Raw genomic sequence first — 18010 nt, 5'->3', positions numbered from 1 at the left:
GGTCATCGCGCACCCTGCGCGAACTCGTTCGGTCATGTCAGCACAAGTTGGTCGAACTGCGCGGTCGATTCAACTCATGCTGCCCGGCATGAAGCATCGCGGTTTCGGATGACCATCTTGATAGTAGGGCCACACCATCGTCCGCCCCGAGAGGTTCGGCCCATCTACGACAGCTTCCCTGGGAACGTCGACCCATTCGCCATCGATGCGCACCCGATAGTGACCATCCTTGCTTTCCCAATCGGCGTCATCGACGCGCTTCGCATCTGTGCCGTCACAGCATGGGCCCTTGCCGCTGTGTAAGCTCTCATACCAATGGTTCAATTCGGGGTGCCCAGAATCGTGAGCGCGGGCGGACCCGAATGCAAAAATTGACAGCACGACAGCAAGAATAAGAAGCGCTGGCTGCTTGCAATCCGTACTCATTCCACGACCAATCTGTGCTGCGATCATATCCGATACCCAACTCCAGTATGCTGGTCGCGAAGCTCGCAAATCACGTGCCACCAGATCACCGGTGCAGCATTAATTTTGATCTCCGCGATGATTATTTTGCGGGCAGGCCGATCGCACCTAGAGTCCTCTCGTTGCGATCAAAAACGTCGCGGCGCAACGATCGGTGACGAACGCTGCGAGCGCCTCCCTATGCCGGCCACATCATTGTTCTGCTGTTCGTGGAGATATGACCGACGATGTCCACGTCAATTATATGATTTTTCTCATACCATCACGTTGCCGAGAGTAGTCACACTCATCGCGCCTGACTTCGCTGGGGTTGTCTGCGCATACGGCGATGTTCGTGGTCGCTCGCGATCGATTGATCGTTCGGGTCCGACATCATCACGCCTGTGTCACCGCGAGGATGAGCTTCTCGAAATAGGTGTGCCGTCGATGAGCCAAACGTAGCAACATGCCTGCGACCGCTCTCAACCGTTTCGGACGGCCTGCACAGATAAAGGTCGACGTCGCCATTTTCGACGCATCGGAAAATAGATGTCTTGGATAGAGTGCCGCGTGCCGCGCGGCCTACGAAAGGCCAGCGCCCTCTTCGCCTGACATTCCCAATCCCGCCGCGGCGGACGATTTCCGGGAAGCACGCTTGGTGCCTTTCGACAAGTCTGACGGCGAGCGCCCCGGCCAAAAGTTCCGCGCTGACGGCACCGAGGGCGCCCTCAAATCGAGAAGGCGACGCATTCGCGGTATGCAGACCTGCTCTGCGTCATAGTGATCGATGACGAAGCGGCGGGCGGCCTGCCTCATTGACGAGAACTTCGCGGGTTCCTGCAGCGCTTCAATCACGCGTTCGGCGAGCTCATCGACCGCAAAAAATGGAACCAGCAAACCATTCTCGCCGGAACTGATGACTTCGCGCACCGGCTCCGTATCAGACCCAATCACCAAACAACCGGCGCTCATAGCTTCCAGCGCCGACCAGGACAGCACGAAGGGATAAGTCAAATAGACATGTGCCGATGATACCTGGAGCGCTGAAATGAATGTCTGATATGGGACGCCTCCCATGAAATGAACGCGCGACAGATCCAACTGATCGCGGACCTCGTCGAGAAAGATCGACTTCCAGGTCTTGCCGGCCGGCGGAGGAAGTCCATACGATAATCCATCCCTGCCAATGATGACGATCTGCGCGTTGGGCCGCCGCCTGAGGATTTCGGGGAGAGCACGCATGAAGACGTGGTAGCCCCTGAGCGGTTCGAGATTGCGTACGACAAACGTCACAATCTCATCCGACGAACGTACTTCCCGGCCATTCGGCAGCATCAGGCGCGCCCGCGGATCTGGCCGCACGCGCGATGTATCAATTCCTTCATGAATCACTTCGATCTTGCTTTGATAATGCGAGGGAAAGGTCGATTGCTGCCAAGTGGTAGGCGAGATTCCGAGGTCGCAATCTGCCAGCGCCAGCAATGTCGTCGCATTCTTCAACTGCAGTCCGATATGACCATCCAGTCCGGACATCGGAAATTCCGGATCGAATCCGATGTCCCGCCCCTCGGCGCCGTAAAAGAACTCGCAATAGACGAACAATCTTGCCTTGGGGAACATCGTGCGCAGTGGCAGGGTCTCTCCCCATCCCGGGTGGGCCAGAATCAAGTCCGGGGCGAAGCCCGACGCCGCCAAGGTCGAAAGACTGTAAAGCACTTGCTCAGCGCGGCGGCACTCAAGGTCGAATCGCCTGGCGAAAGGATGGGTTCCGGAAACATCTGCTTCGGGGAGCATATATTTAATCAACTTAACCGAAGGCATCGGCTGCGCGCTCGATGCACCGACAGCAACGAGCTCGAAGCCGGGTTCGTTAGCCAACGCAGCCGCCAGATTGCGGTACTGTGCCGGGAAGTTATTGTGAACGAATAAAATCTTCATCGACGATGCTGTCGCCTGTCTGCTTCAAGCAGTACGATCAATCGAGAACGGACTGAAGCTTGCGCGTCGTGTTTATAGCAAGAATTTCCTGCAGCGAACCATCAATCGCTAATCGCCGAACGATAGTTCGGCATTCGCACTATGTGGTGACAAAGTTCCCTATGATTAGAATGCTGCAATTCTGCATCAGCAAAAAGCTTTCGTTCGATCTGACATCTTCCTGCCCCAAAATTCGTCGATTAGTCGCAACTCCATGCAACTTTTGGTTTTGCTTTGGGCATCCAAATGTTGAAACTCAGTGTAGTCTCAGGAATGCAAGGGCAAGCGTGTGGGCAACGCTATGAAATTCAAACGACCTCCTTCCGACTGCCAACCGCAAATCCGGCATCTCGATCTGTGCAGCGCTGAGAACATCGCCGACTCCATCGCACTGCTGAGAGATGAAAACGACAGGCTCCGCCGGATGGTGGCATTATTGAGTGCAGAGACTGAGTACATCCGTCGCTCTCTCTCGTCGTCAGTATCCACTCATTGGCGCTCGTCCTCACGCTTGAGGGCGCTTCCTTGACTTGCCTTTGCTGACGGAGCAGGTGTCTTGCTGTGGATAACCAGCTTGGCGCTTCGGCAAGGCCGAGTTGGCAGTCACATCATTCTCGCCTCAAGCGTCTTGGATGGCTCTCTCCGCTGCCTTTCGGCGCGCCGGAGCACGTCGGGTTGCAACACCCAAGACTGAAAGGCGAAAAAACGTGAACTGCGATCTTTGGTTGCATGGCCTGCTTAGCCACATTTGCCCCGAAGTTTGTTGAGTTCACGATAACAAACATGTCTAACTTTTGGGCGACCACATATGATATGCTCGCTAACCGAAGTAGATTACAATTGTTACGATTTGTTCGGGGGTGTTGATGAGCGACGCTGAGCAGCAGAAAGTGGTGAACCTCGACCGCGGACTGTTCTTCGTGAATTACAGGAGTGCCGAAGACTCCCTCTCTCCACCTCATGTTACGGTCGCACCGGCGGTAGGCCACGAAAGGCGGATGGAGATCATCCTGCACCCTGATGCGACCGAGCCAACCCTTTGGGAGCCGAATTCCGGCTTGGTGGTCCGAGTCAACACGCCCGGCACTTTGCAGGTCCAAGTCCAGCCCATGCGACTTGGAGGATCGCAAGCCGCCGTGGTTCGCATTGAACCGATCCAATCCGGCCGAGCCCACGTCGTCACGGCGCAAAGCGAAAGCCTGGGCTTGCATGCCAATGCCACGACGGAAGGCCTGAAGGTGCTTGGCCACGTGGCGGGTCGCGGCGACGTCACTGTCGGACCCAACGCATGGATTGCAGGTCCAACGGCACCGTCCCGCGTGGAAGGGGTGGCCCTGGAATGGCCGGAGAAGCCGGTCGGTCTTGATATCCGCTATGCGGTACAGTTCGCCAACGGTCAGGCCGGGAGCGGCAGAATGGTCCCGCTCGGCGCCTACGCCGGTACACGCGGGCGGGCCCTGCCCATTACGGGCGTGGTCCTGGAAATGAGCGGCACCGACGAATTAGAGTTCGTCGCGGAGGCAGGGTTCTTGAACGCACCGACCTTGCGCGCGGTCGGCAAACGCGTGGTGCTGTCGGGTCCGACCAATCGCGAACCTCTGGTTGGCATTCGCATTGGCATCGAACGGATTGCAGCCGCGGAACAGGTCGCAGCGCCTGCGAAGCCGCGAAAGCCTGCCGGTTCGGGGCGGGTCCGTGTGTTCCGCAGCCGGCCGCGCCAAGAGAGTCCGGTTACCTGAAGCGATCCGGACACTGAGACTTCGGAGCGCCGGCAAGCGACCGCAATCGGTCAGGGCACGGTTAAATGGTTCTCGGCACCGTCATTGACGCCCCAGCGCTCGTCGGACCTCGCTCACATATCGCGCTCGAGCGCCTGGCGGCGCAGGCGCTGACTGCTCAAGACTTTATCACAGCGTTCAAATATGCGGATCGACGCTGCCGTATTGAACCGCCGCCGGCCGCCCATTGCTTCATTCTCCGCGCGGAGGCGAACTGGAAGCTTGGACGCGGCGAAGCGGCGCTCGCCGACCTCACCGAAGCGCTTCTTGTCGACCCTTCCGACGTCGGCGCCAACCGTCGAATGCTTGCCTGGGCCACGGACGATCGGCGGCGGGGCGCGGCTGCCAATCTGATAAGCCGTGACGGCAATCCGGCCATCCTGCGAGCTGCCATCGCTGAGCTCCGGCGTGCTGGGGATCGGCACTGGGCCGCCTGCTCGGTGTTTGACAATCACGTGACAGGCTGGGTCGCCTGGACCAAGGCCGCCACAGTCGAAGCGAGCCTTGCGACCGAAGACGGCACGTTAACGAGCCTGCTCGAGCCCAACTCATTTCATCCCTTGGCCAGCAGGGACGTTCAGGCGACCGCCTTTCTCGTTAGGCGGCCACCATCCAGGACCCCTCAGACGCTGACGTTGAAATGCGATGGCGAGATCTTCCAGATCCGGCGGCTCGCACCCAACCTGTCTCCGCCGGCGCGGGTCCGAGCACACGCGCATCCCTCCGCTCGGCCAAGGCCTCGCACCTCCGCCCCCACCGTCATCGTTCCCGTCTATCGGGACGTACAGGCAACGATCGACTGCTTTGAAAGCCTCGTTAAGGCAAGAGCTTCGGGTGCGTCGAGAAGCGAGCCGTTCCGCATTCTGGCCGTCGATGATGCCAGCCCCGAGGTGGAGTTGCGGCGCTATCTCCAAGAGCTTGCCGCGGCCGACACGATCGACCTTGTTGTGAACGCGGTAAACCTTGGCTTCGTCGGAGCGATCAATCGTGCGCTGGAGGAGGTGCCGACGGGCGACGTCGTGTTGCTGAACTCCGACACCGTCGCAGCACCCGGCTTTGTTGATCGATTGGCGGCCGTGGCGCGTTCGGCACCCAACATCGGGACGATCACGCCGCTTTCCAACAACGGTGACATCTTTTCGTTCCCGATGCCGAATGACGTCAATCCGATGCCGAGCTATGAGCAAATACTCGAGATCGATCGTATCGCGGGTGTTGCCGACGCCGGCGATGCAATCGACGTGCCAAGCGGCATCGGGTTTTGTCTCTATATCACGCGCGCCTGTCTCGATGCCGTAGGCGGGCTGTCGGAAACGTTTGAGCGCGGCTATCTCGAAGATGTCGACCTCTGCCTTCGCGCGCGCGCCAAGGGCTTTCGCAATGTTTGCGCGCCGTCGGTCTATGTCGGGCATCACGGCTCGAAATCCTTCCAGCACGAGAAGCGAAGCCTGGTGCTTCGCAATCTGGGTGTTCTGGACCAGCGATTTCCGAACCATCGGAACGAATGCCGCGCGTTTGAGAGCGCCGATCCGCTACGACCGGCGCGCGCAGCGCTTGAGCGCGCGCTGCCCTGGTCGTCAGAACCATCCGTGCTGATCGTCGGGAATCAACGCTCCTGCGCAGCCATAGCCGAGGAGCGAGCGCGCCACCTCCGCCAGCATGGCGAGCGCGTGGTTCTGCTCTTGCGAGAGCGCGATGTCTTCCATCTCAAGGCCGCGGACGGCACGAGCCCGCAATCGGTTCATTTGAGGCTCGGCAGGGAAGCGGACATCGCCGACGCCGCCGAGCTCCTTACACGGCTGCATGCAAAACGCGTGGACATCGTCGAGCCGAATCCGTTGCTGGAACTGATCGATCTGATGCGGGCACTCAACCTTCCGCTCAATTTCTGGCTGGTGGGAGGAAACCTTGGCGAAGCGGCTGTCTCGCTTCCCGACGGGACGCCCCTCCTTGTTCCCAGCGAAGCGGCCAAGGCTTTTGCCAAGGCTCGTTGGCCCAAACGCAACATCGTCCCCCAGCATTGGCCAACCCGGTCGCTCGACCTGCCGCTGCTTTCCGGCTCGCGAAAATCGCTTGTCATCGTTCCATCTGCGCCCTCGCCCGCATCCTTGCGCGTGATGCGGAGCCTGGCGGATTGCCTGCAACGGCGGGAACCATCCCGATCGATCGTTATCGCTGGCACGACGTATGACGACGATCGCCTGATGTCGTACCCAAATGTCTTCATAACCGGCGCGATTGCAGCCGGCGAGCTTGGCGATGTTCTGGCACCGCATGATCCGGGCTGGCTGCTCACCGATTTCGAAGAACCAATATTCGGCCATCCGCTGATTGAGACTGTAAAGCAAGCTTTAAGACCTGTCGCATATCGCGACTGGTCGGGCGGATCGCCCAAACCGCGCAAAGGTGACCTTGCCCTTCCTGCCAATGTAGACGAGGCAGGACTTGTCGATGCGGTGGTCGATTGGGTCGAACAATCATGAGCATCGCGCGCGTCACCCGCACCGCACCGGCGGCCAAACCGAAACTGGTCAGCCGGCTCGCGCTCGCTCACGACAGTACCGTATCGGGCTTCGTGTTCGATCCTGAGGCTCCGGAGCGCCGCTTCACCGTCGATATCCTGCTCGATGGTCTGGTCCTGAGAACGACGTACGCCGATTCCCTCGTCCCGGAGCTCTTTGAGCAAGGACTGGATGGCGCTTACGGATTCGCGGTGACACTCGAACCGGACCTGCTCCAAGCCGCGAGCGTCCTTGAGGCACGCCTCGCCAATCTCGGAACCCCCATCGGCCACCCCATCGACCTGGAGAATGAAAGCACACTTGTCGATCTTCGACCGAGCAGCGAATTGCGCTGGCTCGGTGGTTTGCATTTCGAAGGCTGGATCGACAGCGAAATCGCCGCCACGCTTGAAGCGATCGTCGATGGAGAAACTGTCGCACAGGTCCGTGCGACGGCCTGGACACACATCGGCGACAACGCCAACGGGCAAGGATCTCGCAACGCCCGCGCTTTCGATTTCCACGTCCCGCAGCGCTTCGCCGACGGACGTGTCCACAGGATTGGATTGCGCAAAGACGACGGCGAGCAGGTTCCGGCAACGGCCGTCTTTGTCGCGTTTCCCGATGGCCTTGCCGGAATGATTGACGCGATCGGGGGGCACGGCGCCGAGCGCCTGCGCGGCAAACTGTACGATCAGCTCATTCCGGCCTCGCTTCCCCTCGCCGACTACGCGAATTGGCGTGATCGCTTCCCGTTGCCAGAACCGCAGACGAGCCGGCTTCAACTGGCTGTGGTTATCGCCGGCACCGCCGGAACTCAGCAAACGCTCTCCACCCTGGAAACGCAGAGCCACGAAAACTGGACCGCAGGCGTGATCGACGGTCAGCCGCTTTCCGTCGAAAGCGAGGCCCTCCTGGAGTTTCTCGAAGACGCCGCATCCGATACGCAACACGTCGTCGTCACCATGGCAGGCATGTCGCTCGAACCGAACGCGCTGGCTCGCATCGCAGCCGCATTCGACGCCTATCCGGATGCTACGGCCGTGTACGGCGATCTTGACTTCCTCGCCGACGATGGCCGGCTCTGGCCGCTTGCCTTTCCGGCGTTCGACTACGAGAGAATGCTCGAGCAAGGGTATTGTGCGCACCTGTTCGCGGTCCGACGAGAAGCGCTGCTTGCCGGGCTTGAGGCTCGTCCCGACAATCTCTATCGGCTTTTCAACTGCCTGCTCGATCATACCGATCCACGACAGGCGAACATCCTACACTTGCCGGGAGCCTTGGCGACGCTGCCGAAACTCAATCGGGTGAATGCCGCCTCTCGGCTTTCCGCCGCGAGCCACATGCATTTGCGGGCGCGCGGCATTGGGGCGGAGGTGAGCCAGCAGCAAGGCAATCTCTTCCCCGCGGTCCGAATCAAGCGACCGATCCCGCACGAGCGGGTGACCCTGATCATCCCGACCCGCGACCGCCTCTCGCTGTTGCGCACCTGCCTGGACAGCATTGCGCCCGCGGTCGAGCGCTGCCGTGCCGATATCCTCGTCGTCGACAACGATAGTGCCGACCACGAGACGATCGATTATTTCGCAGATCTGCGCCGACACGGCATCCGGACTTTGCGGATCGAGGGGTCGTTCAACTTCGCAAGGCTCAACAATCAAGCCGCTGCGATGCTCGACAGTGACGTCTTATGTCTTCTCAACAACGATATCGAGGCAAGCTCGGACGACTGGCTTGAAGAGATGCTGACGCGGCTGGCCGAGCCGGACGTCGGCGCCGTCGGCGCGCTCTTAACCTGGCCCGGCGGCGTCGTGCAGCATGGCGGCGTCGTATTGGGAATGAACTTCGCGGCAACCCACGCATACACCGATAGATTTGGCGATGATCCCGGTTTTGTTGATCAGCTACTCGTCGCGCACGAATGCAGTGCACTAACCGCGGCCTGCCTCGTGACCCGACGAAACGACTATCTTGCCGTCGGCGGAATGGACGAAGCTCGCTTCGCGGTCGCATTCAACGATGTCGACTATTGTCTCCGCCTGCGCCAAACCGGCAAGCGCATTGTCTTCACGCCTTACGCGAAGCTGGTCCATGCCGAATCCGCCAGCCGTGGCAAGGACGATCGGGCGGACCGCCGAGACCGGTTCGAGCGTGAGCTCAGTCTGCTTCGTGCGCGGTGGGGCGAGTTGCTCAATGACGACCCGACCTACAACCCGCAGCTCTCACGCGATGGAGTCCCCTACAGCGGCCTGGCTTGGCCCCCGGGATCGCGCGACCCCAGGTTCAACGATCTTCCGCCTGCACGCGACATACCGCCAGGATTTTAGCGGCACCGCCGGCCACAGCACCAAGCTCGCCCGAACCGCCGCCCCGATGACGTCGGCGAAGGATATTGCCCTTTCGCACGGACGGGCGGGACAGCGGCCGGCTTGTCTCGGTCAACCGTGAGGCTTCAACAGATCTTACGCCACCTCGGCAGCAGTTTGGCTGGCGCCGATCGCTTGCACCCGGGCGGCAAGCATGATGCGTATCTGAACAGGCACCTGACGGTGCGACTTCGCGCGCGGGTACGGCAACTCCCTGATCGATTTACCGTTTGGATAAAGGGCCTCGTGCTCGGCCCAATTGTCGAAATGCAACCGCTCGATGTTGTCGACGAACGTCTCGGCCGGCGTGCTCTCGGCGAGAATCAATGAGTGATCCTCGACCTCCACATGATAATAGGTAAAGGTCGTCGGCACATTGTGCTCACGGACGATAGACGTGCCGTTGACTAGCGCGCCCGCCTGAATCAGAGCACCATCGACGAGGACCGCATGGTCCGGCGAAATCAGGAGATCCCGGGAGGGCACGCCCTCAGCTAGTGCGCCGGCCTTGATGCGGATCGGCAGGACGCGGATCTTGTCGGCGAACCTCGTCGAAACCGTCTGAATGCCGAGCCAGTCGACCGTCGCGACTCCACGATCCTGAGTTAAGACCTGGTCACCGCGTGTCAAAGTCTCGACGGGTACTGCGCCAGCCGGTGTGCCAATCAGAGTACCGGCCATGAAGCAGATGGTCGTATTGCCACTGGTAATGGTCACATCACCGTTATGCCCGTTCAGCTTGCCCGAATACTGGGTGTCGGTCAAAAAAAACGAACGTCCATTGCTGTCCAGGATGATAATCCCGCTGATCGTGTTGCCGTGATCCTGAACGGTCGCTGTGCCAACGAAAGTGTATTTTCCCGTCTCAAGGTCACCCAAATCGGCGCCAATCTTCGCGACCTTGATCTTGTCGCCGGCAAAGATATCACCGCCGTTCGGATCTTTGACCTTCACGCCGCCCGCCACGTAATCCACAAAATCGGTCTTCGGATTAGCGTCGTCAATTCGGTAGGCCGCCTTACCGCCGTTGGCCAATGCGTAGGCGTAGTGAAACGTCTCGCTAGTCGCCATCGAACCCCTCACTCCGAATGTTATGGATAAGTTAACATTATAAAAACACGTTAGCGTTCCGATAACCTTTGCGCAATCCGGAAAAGGGGCTGTTGAGACGGTTCGGCAAAATATTGCGATAATCTGCAAATTCGCTTATCGATCACCACTGATAATATTAGCTTTGAAAGATTATTGGGGATGATGATTAGATCGTACCGGTGGAAGCAAGCCGGTGATCAGGAAGAAGCGCAGAGATGGCTCGCCACCTATCATCCCATTTATGTAAGTAATAAAATCCCTCTCCTCGGCCCCGGAGGATCGCAAGAGATTTGGGCCGGTCGAATCTTTGTGCTTAGCCAGACTAGCTGCGCGCATGCCGAGCTTGTCCGAGGGGCAACGGCGGTCTCAGGCCGCGCACTCGATCACTTCGCCCTCCAAGTCGTGATGGGCGGCTTTGTCGAAATGCATCATCATGGAGGCACAGTGACTGCCCGCGCCGGGGATTTGCTTTTGCTGGACCTTCAGGCGCCGGTTCGGCTGATCCGCGGCACCGATAACGGTCCCAGTGCTGACCTGACGCTCTGGATACCGCGAGCAAGCCTGCCAGCGAAGTTCGCCGATCTGACCGGCAGACATGGCACGCTGGCCAAGGCAGCCGCCCCGGGCGCTTCCGTGGTCTCCGCAGCCTTGCAGGCCATGCTTGCACAGGTCGACCTTGTCACTGCCGCAGAGATGGATGAAATCGCGTCGGGCATTGCGTTGCTGGCGGTGCAAATACTGACCTTGGCGGCGAGACGCACTTCAGCCGTTGAGCCTTCGAATTCGCTGCCTCTCGACAGCTTTGTTATCATCAGCCGCTACATTGAGAATCATCTTGCGGCAAAGGACCTGAGCGCCGACAGCCTGGTCAAGACGTTTGGCCTATCCCGCGCCTCTTTGTATCGTCTCTTTGAACCAACTGGCGGTGTTGCATCCTACATCCGCGCACGCCGCCTGGCTCGCGTCCAACAGGAGATCACGGCTGGGGGATTCGGCAACAGACGAATAGCCCCGATCGCCTACCGCTACGGATTTCGCAATATTCCCGCATTCAATCGGGCATTTAAGAGCACGTACGGCCAAACGCCCCGCGAGGCGCTCATGGCGACACGATCAAGCTTACCCTCCTCCGCCGGCTCGTCTCACGCGCCGGGAAAACTTGTGCAATGGCTCTTGGACATTTCGTGACAATCTTGCCGCAATAAATCCGGCCGTTGACAATTTCTCTTTGCAGGACGACGGCTGCAGCAATAGCCGGCGCAACCGATGTCGGTTCATCTACGCCAGCGGATAATGAATGAATTGCATCGCCCTCCACGATTAAGCCGTCTTTTCGATCTGCTTTTAACAAACGATCGTTGTTGTTTTAGCCGCCCGATCCTAGGCATACCCCCGTCGTTTAGCTGATTATCTGTCACTTTTCTGTCATGCTCGATCTTGAAGACCCGTTTCGATTGGTTGATGCGCCCGATCTGTCAATTCGAATGCTGGAGTCACACCCAGCATGAATGACGGACAGCCGGCAAAAATGCTTATCGAGCAAGGCCGGCGAATTCGAGCGACGGGCGATCGCAGAGCTTCGCTCGCCGCATTCCTCAGCGCGACGAAGAGCGACCCTTCCAACGTCATTGCAACCGTTGAAAGCGGCTATGATCACCTGCACCTGGCACAGATCCCTCAGGCACGCTCCATGTTCGAGCGCTCGCTCGCGCTGGATCCAGATAACAAGCCGGCCTTGATCGGCCTCGGTCATACCCTGCGACATCTGGGGGAGTTCGAAGGTGCCGCACAATCGTTCCAGCGAGTCCTGCAACTTGAGCCCGGTCATGCCGGTGCCAACGAAGGACTGGGCTATGCACTGAAATCCTTGAGCAGGAACGAGGATGCGCTCGCAGCATTCCAGGCTGCAGCACGCACCAATCCGAGAGACACCAGACCACATATTGAAGTTGCGCGCATGCTGCGCGATCTCGGCCGGAACGAGGAGGCCGTCACCGCGCTGCGTGACATAGTCGCGCAAGATCCCAATAACACTGCCCATCTGTTGACGCTTGCGCGTTTGTTGCGGCAAACCGGCTCGGCAGTCGAAGCACTCGACACTTTCCGAAAACTTGCGGAACTCGATTCTGCCAATCTCGGCTTCAGAATCGAGCTTGGGCATCTTCTTCGCGAAACCGACCTCATCGACGAGGCGAGCAAGGTCCTTGAAAAGGTTCTGCAGGAGGCGCCTCTCAATATCAGCGCGCTGAATGCCCTTGGGTGGACTCATCGCAAGGCAAATTCTCTTGAAGCTGCGCAGGTCTGCTTCGAGAGAATTCTTGAGATCGAACCAACCAATATCGGAGCCTTGCACGCGCTCGGTCTCGTCGAACGGCAGCGTGGCAGCCATGAAAATGCGCTCGTGCTGTTTACCCGCGCGAAGGAAGTGAGCCCAAAGGCCTTCCATATTCGCCTCGAGGTTTGTCACTGCCTTCGGAACTTGAAACGCTTCGGCGATGCCATCGCCGAATTCAGGGAGGTTCTGCGCGAGTGGCCCCGAAGCCGCGAAGCTCATCTTGGCCTCGGTTATGCCATGCGCGATTCGGGCAAGGTCGAGCAGGCACTGGACGCGTTCGACGAAGCCGCCTGCGATGATCCCTCTCACCCAAACGGCCTGATCGAAGCGGGACATACTCTGCTCCGTCTTGGACGCCCCGCCGAGGCCGAGCAGCGGTTTCGCGGCGCGCTCGATCGATCACCAGGCAACGCGGCCGCGTTGGTCGGTCTGAGCTATGCCCTCCGCCGCCTTGGGTGCGCCGGCGAGGCGGAAGAAGCTTTACGTAAAGTTCTTCGCGGGCAGCCTGGCAATCACGGTGCGCGTATCGCGCTGGCGCACCTTTTGGAGGCTGGATGCCGCCTGGAAGAAGCCGCCGAACTTTTGCTGGAACTCATCTCCAGACAGCCGGAGCATGCCGACGGTCTCGCCGCGCTGGGCAATATCCGTCGGCGTCAGGGCGATCGCAAGCAGGCTTTGGCGTTTTTCCGCCGAGCTTCGAAGGCGGATCCGACGAATATATCTCGCCTGACCGACATCGCGATCGAGCTTCGCGACGTCGGGCGGTTTGAAGACGCCGAAATGCTGCTCGATAAAGTTCTCGCCGTCAGTCGGGCCGATGCACGGGCGTTGCTGCAGCGCGGGCAATTGCTGCGTCGCCAGGAACGCCGATCTGAGGCTCTTGCCGCCTTTTCGGAGTTGCTGAGGCTTGACCCAAACAGTACGCAGGCCATGGTCGAAGCTGCCGCCGAAGAGCGTGCCCTTGGCCGCCCGAATGTCGCCAGACAATGGCTAGATAAGGCGCTGGATATCGAAGTCGATCACCTCGACGCGCTGCTTGCTCTGGCCGACATCGCCTTGCAGAGTGACGATGCCGATACGGCGCTTGCGCTGTATCGGCGGGCTGGCAAGACGCATCCGACAAGCGTCTGGGCTCGGCTGGGGGAAGCGCGCGCCTGCTTTGAGCTTGGCGAGCGCGATCGGGCGTTCCAAGTCGTGACGGAGGCGCGCGAGTGCCTTGGTCTTCACCCTGAAATTGCGGGCGTCGAGGTTGAGCTTCTCAGGCATATGCGCGACTGGACGAGGGCCCAGGAAGTGCTCGATGACGCGCTCGCCGAAGCATCGCGGCCGAATTTCTGGTTGTGGTCCCACAAAGTGCAGATTGCAACGATGACGGGCCAGTACGACGCTGCCGCGCGTCTCCTGCAACAGGCGCCGGCATCGGACACGGTCGCTGAGGCCCGCGTGGCCCTGCTCGGCGGACAGCTTGCCGAGGCGCAGTTCCGCTACGAAGAGGCGATTTCGCTTTATCAGCAGTCGATCCGTTTGAATTCCGGAGATGCCTGGTCGCACTTCGAGCTCGCCCGCGCCGCCCTCATGAATCTCGACGTCGATGCCGCCCGTGCCGCGCTCGGCGCCTTCATCCAAGTGAGCCAATCGTCATTGTTGCTGCGGGGGCAGTCGCTCAGCCCATCGCAGAACCATGTCGGCCAGCTGCTCGATGAATTTCTGCTCGATAGTGAGGCTCTGGCGACGCTGCGCCACATCCGCCTTCGTCCGCTCGATTCACAATTCGAGCCGTTGAGGGAATTGATCAAGCAATACCCGGACTATACGCCCGCAGCGATCATCGCCGCGATCGCGCTGCGCCAGACCGGCCAGTTTCAGCAGGAAGCAACTGTCGAGAGCTCCCTGAAGCGTGCCATTCCCTCTACGATCGCGCAGTTCTGGGATGTTACGCCCCCAGAGGACGTCCGCAACCTAATGAAGTCATGGCAAGAGCTTCATCCGACGTATCAGTGGAAATGTTTTGACGATCAGAAGGCGTTTGCGTTCCTGAACGAACATTACGGACGCGAGATCGTGGACGCCTATTTCCGCGCGCCATTCCCTGCACAAAAGGCGGACATCTTCCGTCTGGCATTCCTGGTTGCTCGTGGCGGAATCTATGCCGACGCGGACGATCGTTGCCTGGTGCCGGTCGACAGCTTCATTCGGCCCGATGCGACGCTGGTTGTTCATCAGGAAAATTACGGCTCCATCGGCAACAATTTCATCGCGGCAACGCCGGAGCATCCGGTGCTGGCTCGGGCGCTGGAGCTTGCTGCGGCGGCGATGCGCCGCGGTGATCGCGACCTCATTTGGCTATCGACCGGTCCCGGACTGTTGACTCGTGCGTTTGCTCAAGAGTGGGCGGCGCAGCGACCGGTAGGCCTACTCCGAAGAACGCAGGTGATGAACCTCGGAGAGCTGCAGCGCTCCGTCGGAATCCACTGCCCGGTCCGCTACAAGTCGACCGAACTGCACTGGAGCCGATCGGCCTTCGCAAAGAAAGCCCTCCGCCGACGAGGCTAAATCCGTCGTCAGCGGCTCGCCGGTGCTTGCTGCATGGCGGCGAACTCCTCGAGCTCCGCTGTCAAGGCATCCTGCCAGGCCGGCGTGGTCATTCCAAACTGATTTTTCAGCCGCGACAAATCGAGCCGAGAATTACCAGGCCGCTTGGCCTTGGTCGGAAAATCGGCGGCCGCGATCGGAACGATAGACTCTACGGCGAGCTCCACACCGCGCGACTTCAGGCCGGCGACGATGGCGCTCGCGAAGCCATGCCAACTGGTCTCGCCGGCGCAGACAAGGTTAACCACGCCGCTGTTGCGCACAAGCAGCGCGTTCAAGTCCGAAAGGTTTGGCGGCACGATGCCGGCGATCGCGTCGGCAATCGCGCTCGCCGACGTCGGGGCGCCGATCTGGTCGGCGACGATGCGCAGCTCTTTGCGCTCGCCGGCCAGCCGCGCGATCGTACGCAGGAAATTGGCTCCCTTGGCGGCATAGACCCAGGACGTGCGCGCGATCAGATGCGGCCCGCCGGCCGACTGGATCGCCGCGTCGCCGGCCAGCTTGCTGGCGCCATAGACTGAGAGCGGGTTCGTGGGACTGTCCTCGCGCCACGGCTTGTCGCCAGAGCCGTCGAAGACATAGTCGGTGGAGAAATGGACCAGCGGCACGCCATGCTGTGCCGCCCATTTCGCGATCATCTCCGGCGCCTTGGCGTTGACGAGGAAGGCGAGTTCGCGTTCGTCTTCGGCGCGATCCACCGCGGTATAGGCGGCAGGGTTGATGATGAGATCTGGTCGGAAATTGTCGAGCCTCTCAGCGAGCGTCTCAGGCTTAGATAGGTCAAACTCCGCGCGGGGCGGCGCGATGATCGTGCCATGCTTCGCCAGCAGCGGCTGCAATGCGCCGCCCACCTGGCCATTGGTACCCGTCAACAAGATCCGCATCAGATTTGTCCATAGACTGGAAGGTTTTTCACGTCGGCTAACAGCGGCGCCACGGCGTCCTTGGCGGACAAAGACGGCTTTTCGACGCCCCAGTTGATGCCGATCGCGGGATCGTCCCAGCGGATCGAGACCTCATCCTTGGGACTGTAAAGATCGTCGCATTTGTAGAAAAAGTCGGCGGTTTCGGAGAGAACGACAAAGCCGTGCGCGAAGCCACGGGGGACCCAGAGTTGTCGCCTGTTCTCTTCGCTCAATTCGACGGCAACATGGCGTCCAAAATTCGGGCTGCCGACCCGCACGTCGACGGCGACATCCAGCACCTTGCCGCGCAGCGCGGTGACCAGTTTTCCCTGCGTAACCGGATTCTGCAGATGCAGCCCGCGCAGCACGCCAAAGCTCGAGCGTGACATGTTGTCCTGCACGAACGGCCGCGCGATCCCGTGCTCGGCGTAACGGAAGGACTGATAAGTTTCGAGGAAAAAGCCGCGCTGATCGCCGAACAGCTTGGGTTCGATGATGAGGACTTCGGGAAGCTCGGTCTGGATGACATTCATTTTACAACACTTCGAAATTGCTGGCTCACGATGCTATCACTGCATTGATAACAACCTTGTGCACTTCACATTATATGTTATGTTTTGTGATAGCAAAACGTGAGGGGCTATGAAGGGCATTATCCTCGCCGGCGGGACGGGCTCACGCCTTTACCCAGTGACGACGGTCGTATCAAAGCAGCTTCTGCCCGTTTTCGACAAGCCGATGATCTATTATCCGCTGTCGACGCTGATGTTGGGCGGAATTCGGGACATTTTGATCATTTCGACGCCGCAAGACAAGCCGCTGTTTCAGCGGCTGCTCGGGGACGGGAGCGAGATCGGCTTGCGCTTTTCCTATGCCACGCAGGAGACGCCGCGCGGGCTTGCCGACGCCTTCATCGTGGGCCGCGACTTCATCGGCTCGGACTCGGTCGCGCTTGTGTTAGGCGATAACATTTTCTACGGGCATGGGTTGCCGGAGATGCTCTCCGCCGCTTCCTCCCGCAAGGAGGGCGGGACCGTGTTCGGCTACGTCGTCAATACGCCTGAGCAATATGGGGTCGTCGAACTCGATCACACCGGCCGCGCGCTCTCGATCGAAGAGAAGCCGAAACTGCCAAAGTCCAACGTAGCCGTCACCGGGCTATACTTTTATGACAACGACGTCGTCGAGATCGCGGCTCGGATCAAGCCGTCGGCCCGCGGCGAGATCGAGATCACCGACGTCAATAACGCCTATCTCGAGCGCGGCGATCTCTATGTCGAGGTGCTCGGCCGCGGCTTTGCCTGGCTCGATACCGGCACGCATTCCTCGCTGGTCGAGGCCAGCCATTTCGTCCAGATCCTTGAGCAGCGCCAGGGCTTGCGCATCGCCTGCCCCGAAGAGATCGCGCTGCGGCAGGGCTACATCTCGCTTCAAGCGTTCGAGAAGGTGGCCGAGAAGACCGCGAAAAGCAGCTACGGCGAGTATCTGAAGTCCGTTGCCCGCTCGTATCAGGGCTGATTCCACTGCATGGAGGCGATAGATCATGCGCTTTAAGGGCTCGACTATTTTTGTCACCGGCGGCGCCGGCTTCATTGGTTCAGCCGTGGTGCGTCATCTCCTGCGCGACAGTCACGCCCGCGTGGTCAACATCGACAAGCTCACCTATGCCGCCAATCTCGACTCGCTGCCGGCAGCGAAAGAGAACCTGAACTACGCCTTCGAGAAGCAATGCATTTGCGATGGCGCCGGGCTGCGCCGCCTGTTCGAGAAATACCAGCCCGACGCGGTCCTGAACCTCGCCGCCGAGAGCCATGTCGACCGCTCGATCGATGGTCCCGGCGAATTCATCCAGACCAACATCGTCGGCACCTTCACCATCCTGCAGGAAACACTACGCCACTGGCGCACGCTCTCGCCCGAAAAGCGCGAGCAATTCCGCTTCCTGCATATCTCGACCGACGAGGTGTTCGGCTCGCTCGGCGATGACGGCTTCTTCACGGAAACCACGGCATACGCGCCG

12 protein-coding genes are annotated in these 18010 nt (G+C 59.9%); 7 read left to right on the top strand and 5 right to left on the bottom strand.

Translation table 11 applies throughout. The features are described from left to right. Positions 1–69: 69 nt before the first annotated feature. The gene (locus CWO89_RS00065; protein WP_245475590.1) at positions 70–453 is read right to left on the bottom strand and encodes a hypothetical protein; all 384 of its coding nucleotides are present in this window, start codon (positions 451–453) and stop codon (positions 70–72) included. Between the two features lie 573 nt (positions 454–1026). Further along, positions 1027–2382: a glycosyltransferase family 4 protein gene (locus tag CWO89_RS00060; protein WP_130576520.1), complete on the bottom strand. Its 1356-nt coding sequence runs from the start codon at positions 2380–2382 to the stop codon at positions 1027–1029. A gap of 905 nt (positions 2383–3287) precedes the next feature. Between CWO89_RS00060 and CWO89_RS00050 the strand changes: the two genes are divergently transcribed. The 3 genes from CWO89_RS00050 to CWO89_RS00040 all read left to right on the top strand — a co-directional run bounded on the left by CWO89_RS00050 (position 3288) and on the right by CWO89_RS00040 (position 9027). Further along, entirely contained in the window at positions 3288–4160 is an 873-nt protein-coding gene (locus CWO89_RS00050; RefSeq protein ID WP_130576518.1) for a hypothetical protein, read from the top strand. A 65-nt stretch (positions 4161–4225) separates the two neighbouring features. Next, positions 4226–6682, top strand: a complete 2457-nt coding sequence (locus CWO89_RS00045; RefSeq protein ID WP_130576517.1) for a glycosyltransferase family 2 protein — start codon at positions 4226–4228, stop codon at positions 6680–6682. Then, a complete protein-coding gene (locus CWO89_RS00040; RefSeq protein WP_130576516.1) occupies positions 6679–9027 on the top strand; it encodes a glycosyltransferase family 2 protein in 2349 nt (782 codons plus the stop codon). Before CWO89_RS00045 ends, CWO89_RS00040 begins: the two co-directional genes overlap by 4 nt. Positions 9028–9162: 135 nt before the next feature. Here CWO89_RS00040 and CWO89_RS00035 read toward each other — a convergent pair whose 3' ends face one another. Beyond that, entirely contained in the window at positions 9163–10137 is a 975-nt protein-coding gene (locus tag CWO89_RS00035) for a Hint domain-containing protein (protein WP_130576515.1), read from the bottom strand. 180 nt (positions 10138–10317) lie between these two features. On the opposite strand from CWO89_RS00035, the gene CWO89_RS00030 reads away from it, so the two are divergent. Together CWO89_RS00030 and CWO89_RS00025 are read left to right on the top strand one after the other, a co-directional pair. Beyond that, the gene (locus CWO89_RS00030; protein WP_245475599.1) at positions 10318–11346 is read left to right on the top strand and encodes a helix-turn-helix domain-containing protein; all 1029 of its coding nucleotides are present in this window, start codon (positions 10318–10320) and stop codon (positions 11344–11346) included. Between the two features lie 316 nt (positions 11347–11662). Then, complete coding sequence (locus CWO89_RS00025; protein ID WP_130576513.1) at positions 11663–15046, top strand: tetratricopeptide repeat protein; 3384 nt, start codon at positions 11663–11665, stop codon at positions 15044–15046. Positions 15047–15054: 8 nt separating this feature from the next. Here CWO89_RS00025 and rfbD read toward each other — a convergent pair whose 3' ends face one another. Both rfbD and rfbC read right to left on the bottom strand, forming a co-directional pair. Then, positions 15055–15969 (bottom strand): dTDP-4-dehydrorhamnose reductase, encoded by a 915-nt coding sequence (gene rfbD / locus CWO89_RS00020; protein WP_130576512.1) that lies wholly within the window; start codon positions 15967–15969, stop codon positions 15055–15057. After that, a complete protein-coding gene (rfbC, locus tag CWO89_RS00015) occupies positions 15969–16523 on the bottom strand; it encodes a dTDP-4-dehydrorhamnose 3,5-epimerase (RefSeq protein WP_028164743.1) in 555 nt (184 codons plus the stop codon). Before rfbC ends, rfbD begins: the two co-directional genes overlap by 1 nt. 109 nt (positions 16524–16632) lie before the next feature. Here rfbC and rfbA point away from each other — a divergent pair, with 109 nt between their 5' ends. Together rfbA and CWO89_RS00005 are read left to right on the top strand one after the other, a co-directional pair. Next, on the top strand, positions 16633–17508 hold the full coding sequence (rfbA, locus tag CWO89_RS00010) for a glucose-1-phosphate thymidylyltransferase RfbA (RefSeq protein ID WP_130576511.1): 876 nt from the start codon (positions 16633–16635) through the stop codon (positions 17506–17508). Positions 17509–17533: 25 nt separating this feature from the next. Further along, positions 17534–18010: GDP-mannose 4,6-dehydratase (locus CWO89_RS00005; RefSeq protein ID WP_130576510.1), on the top strand; the 477-nt coding region annotated here is incomplete at its 3' end.

The sequence above is a fragment of the Bradyrhizobium sp. Leo170 genome (assembly GCF_004296405.1).
Classification (GTDB): Bacteria; Pseudomonadota; Alphaproteobacteria; order Rhizobiales; family Xanthobacteraceae; genus Bradyrhizobium.
The sequence above is the reverse complement of the archived record's forward strand: the minus strand, read 5'-3'. Positions and strand labels throughout refer to the sequence as shown.

What these genes read in the sequence shown, in the direction of transcription:
- CWO89_RS00065 (WP_245475590.1), bottom strand. Translation starts at nt 453, where the DNA reads ATGATCGCAGCACAGATTGGTCGTGGAATGAGTACGGATTGCAAGCAG.
- CWO89_RS00060 (WP_130576520.1), bottom strand. Translation starts at nt 2,382, where the DNA reads ATGAAGATTTTATTCGTTCACAATAACTTCCCGGCACAGTACCGCAAT.
- CWO89_RS00050 (WP_130576518.1), top strand. Translation starts at nt 3,288, where the DNA reads ATGAGCGACGCTGAGCAGCAGAAAGTGGTGAACCTCGACCGCGGACTG.
- CWO89_RS00045 (WP_130576517.1), top strand. Translation starts at nt 4,226, where the DNA reads ATGGTTCTCGGCACCGTCATTGACGCCCCAGCGCTCGTCGGACCTCGC.
- CWO89_RS00040 (WP_130576516.1), top strand. Translation starts at nt 6,679, where the DNA reads ATGAGCATCGCGCGCGTCACCCGCACCGCACCGGCGGCCAAACCGAAA.
- CWO89_RS00035 (WP_130576515.1), bottom strand. Translation starts at nt 10,137, where the DNA reads ATGGCGACTAGCGAGACGTTTCACTACGCCTACGCATTGGCCAACGGC.
- CWO89_RS00030 (WP_245475599.1), top strand. Translation starts at nt 10,318, where the DNA reads ATGATGATTAGATCGTACCGGTGGAAGCAAGCCGGTGATCAGGAAGAA.
- CWO89_RS00025 (WP_130576513.1), top strand. Translation starts at nt 11,663, where the DNA reads ATGAATGACGGACAGCCGGCAAAAATGCTTATCGAGCAAGGCCGGCGA.
- rfbD (WP_130576512.1), bottom strand. Translation starts at nt 15,969, where the DNA reads ATGCGGATCTTGTTGACGGGTACCAATGGCCAGGTGGGCGGCGCATTG.
- rfbC (WP_028164743.1), bottom strand. Translation starts at nt 16,523, where the DNA reads ATGAATGTCATCCAGACCGAGCTTCCCGAAGTCCTCATCATCGAACCC.
- rfbA (WP_130576511.1), top strand. Translation starts at nt 16,633, where the DNA reads ATGAAGGGCATTATCCTCGCCGGCGGGACGGGCTCACGCCTTTACCCA.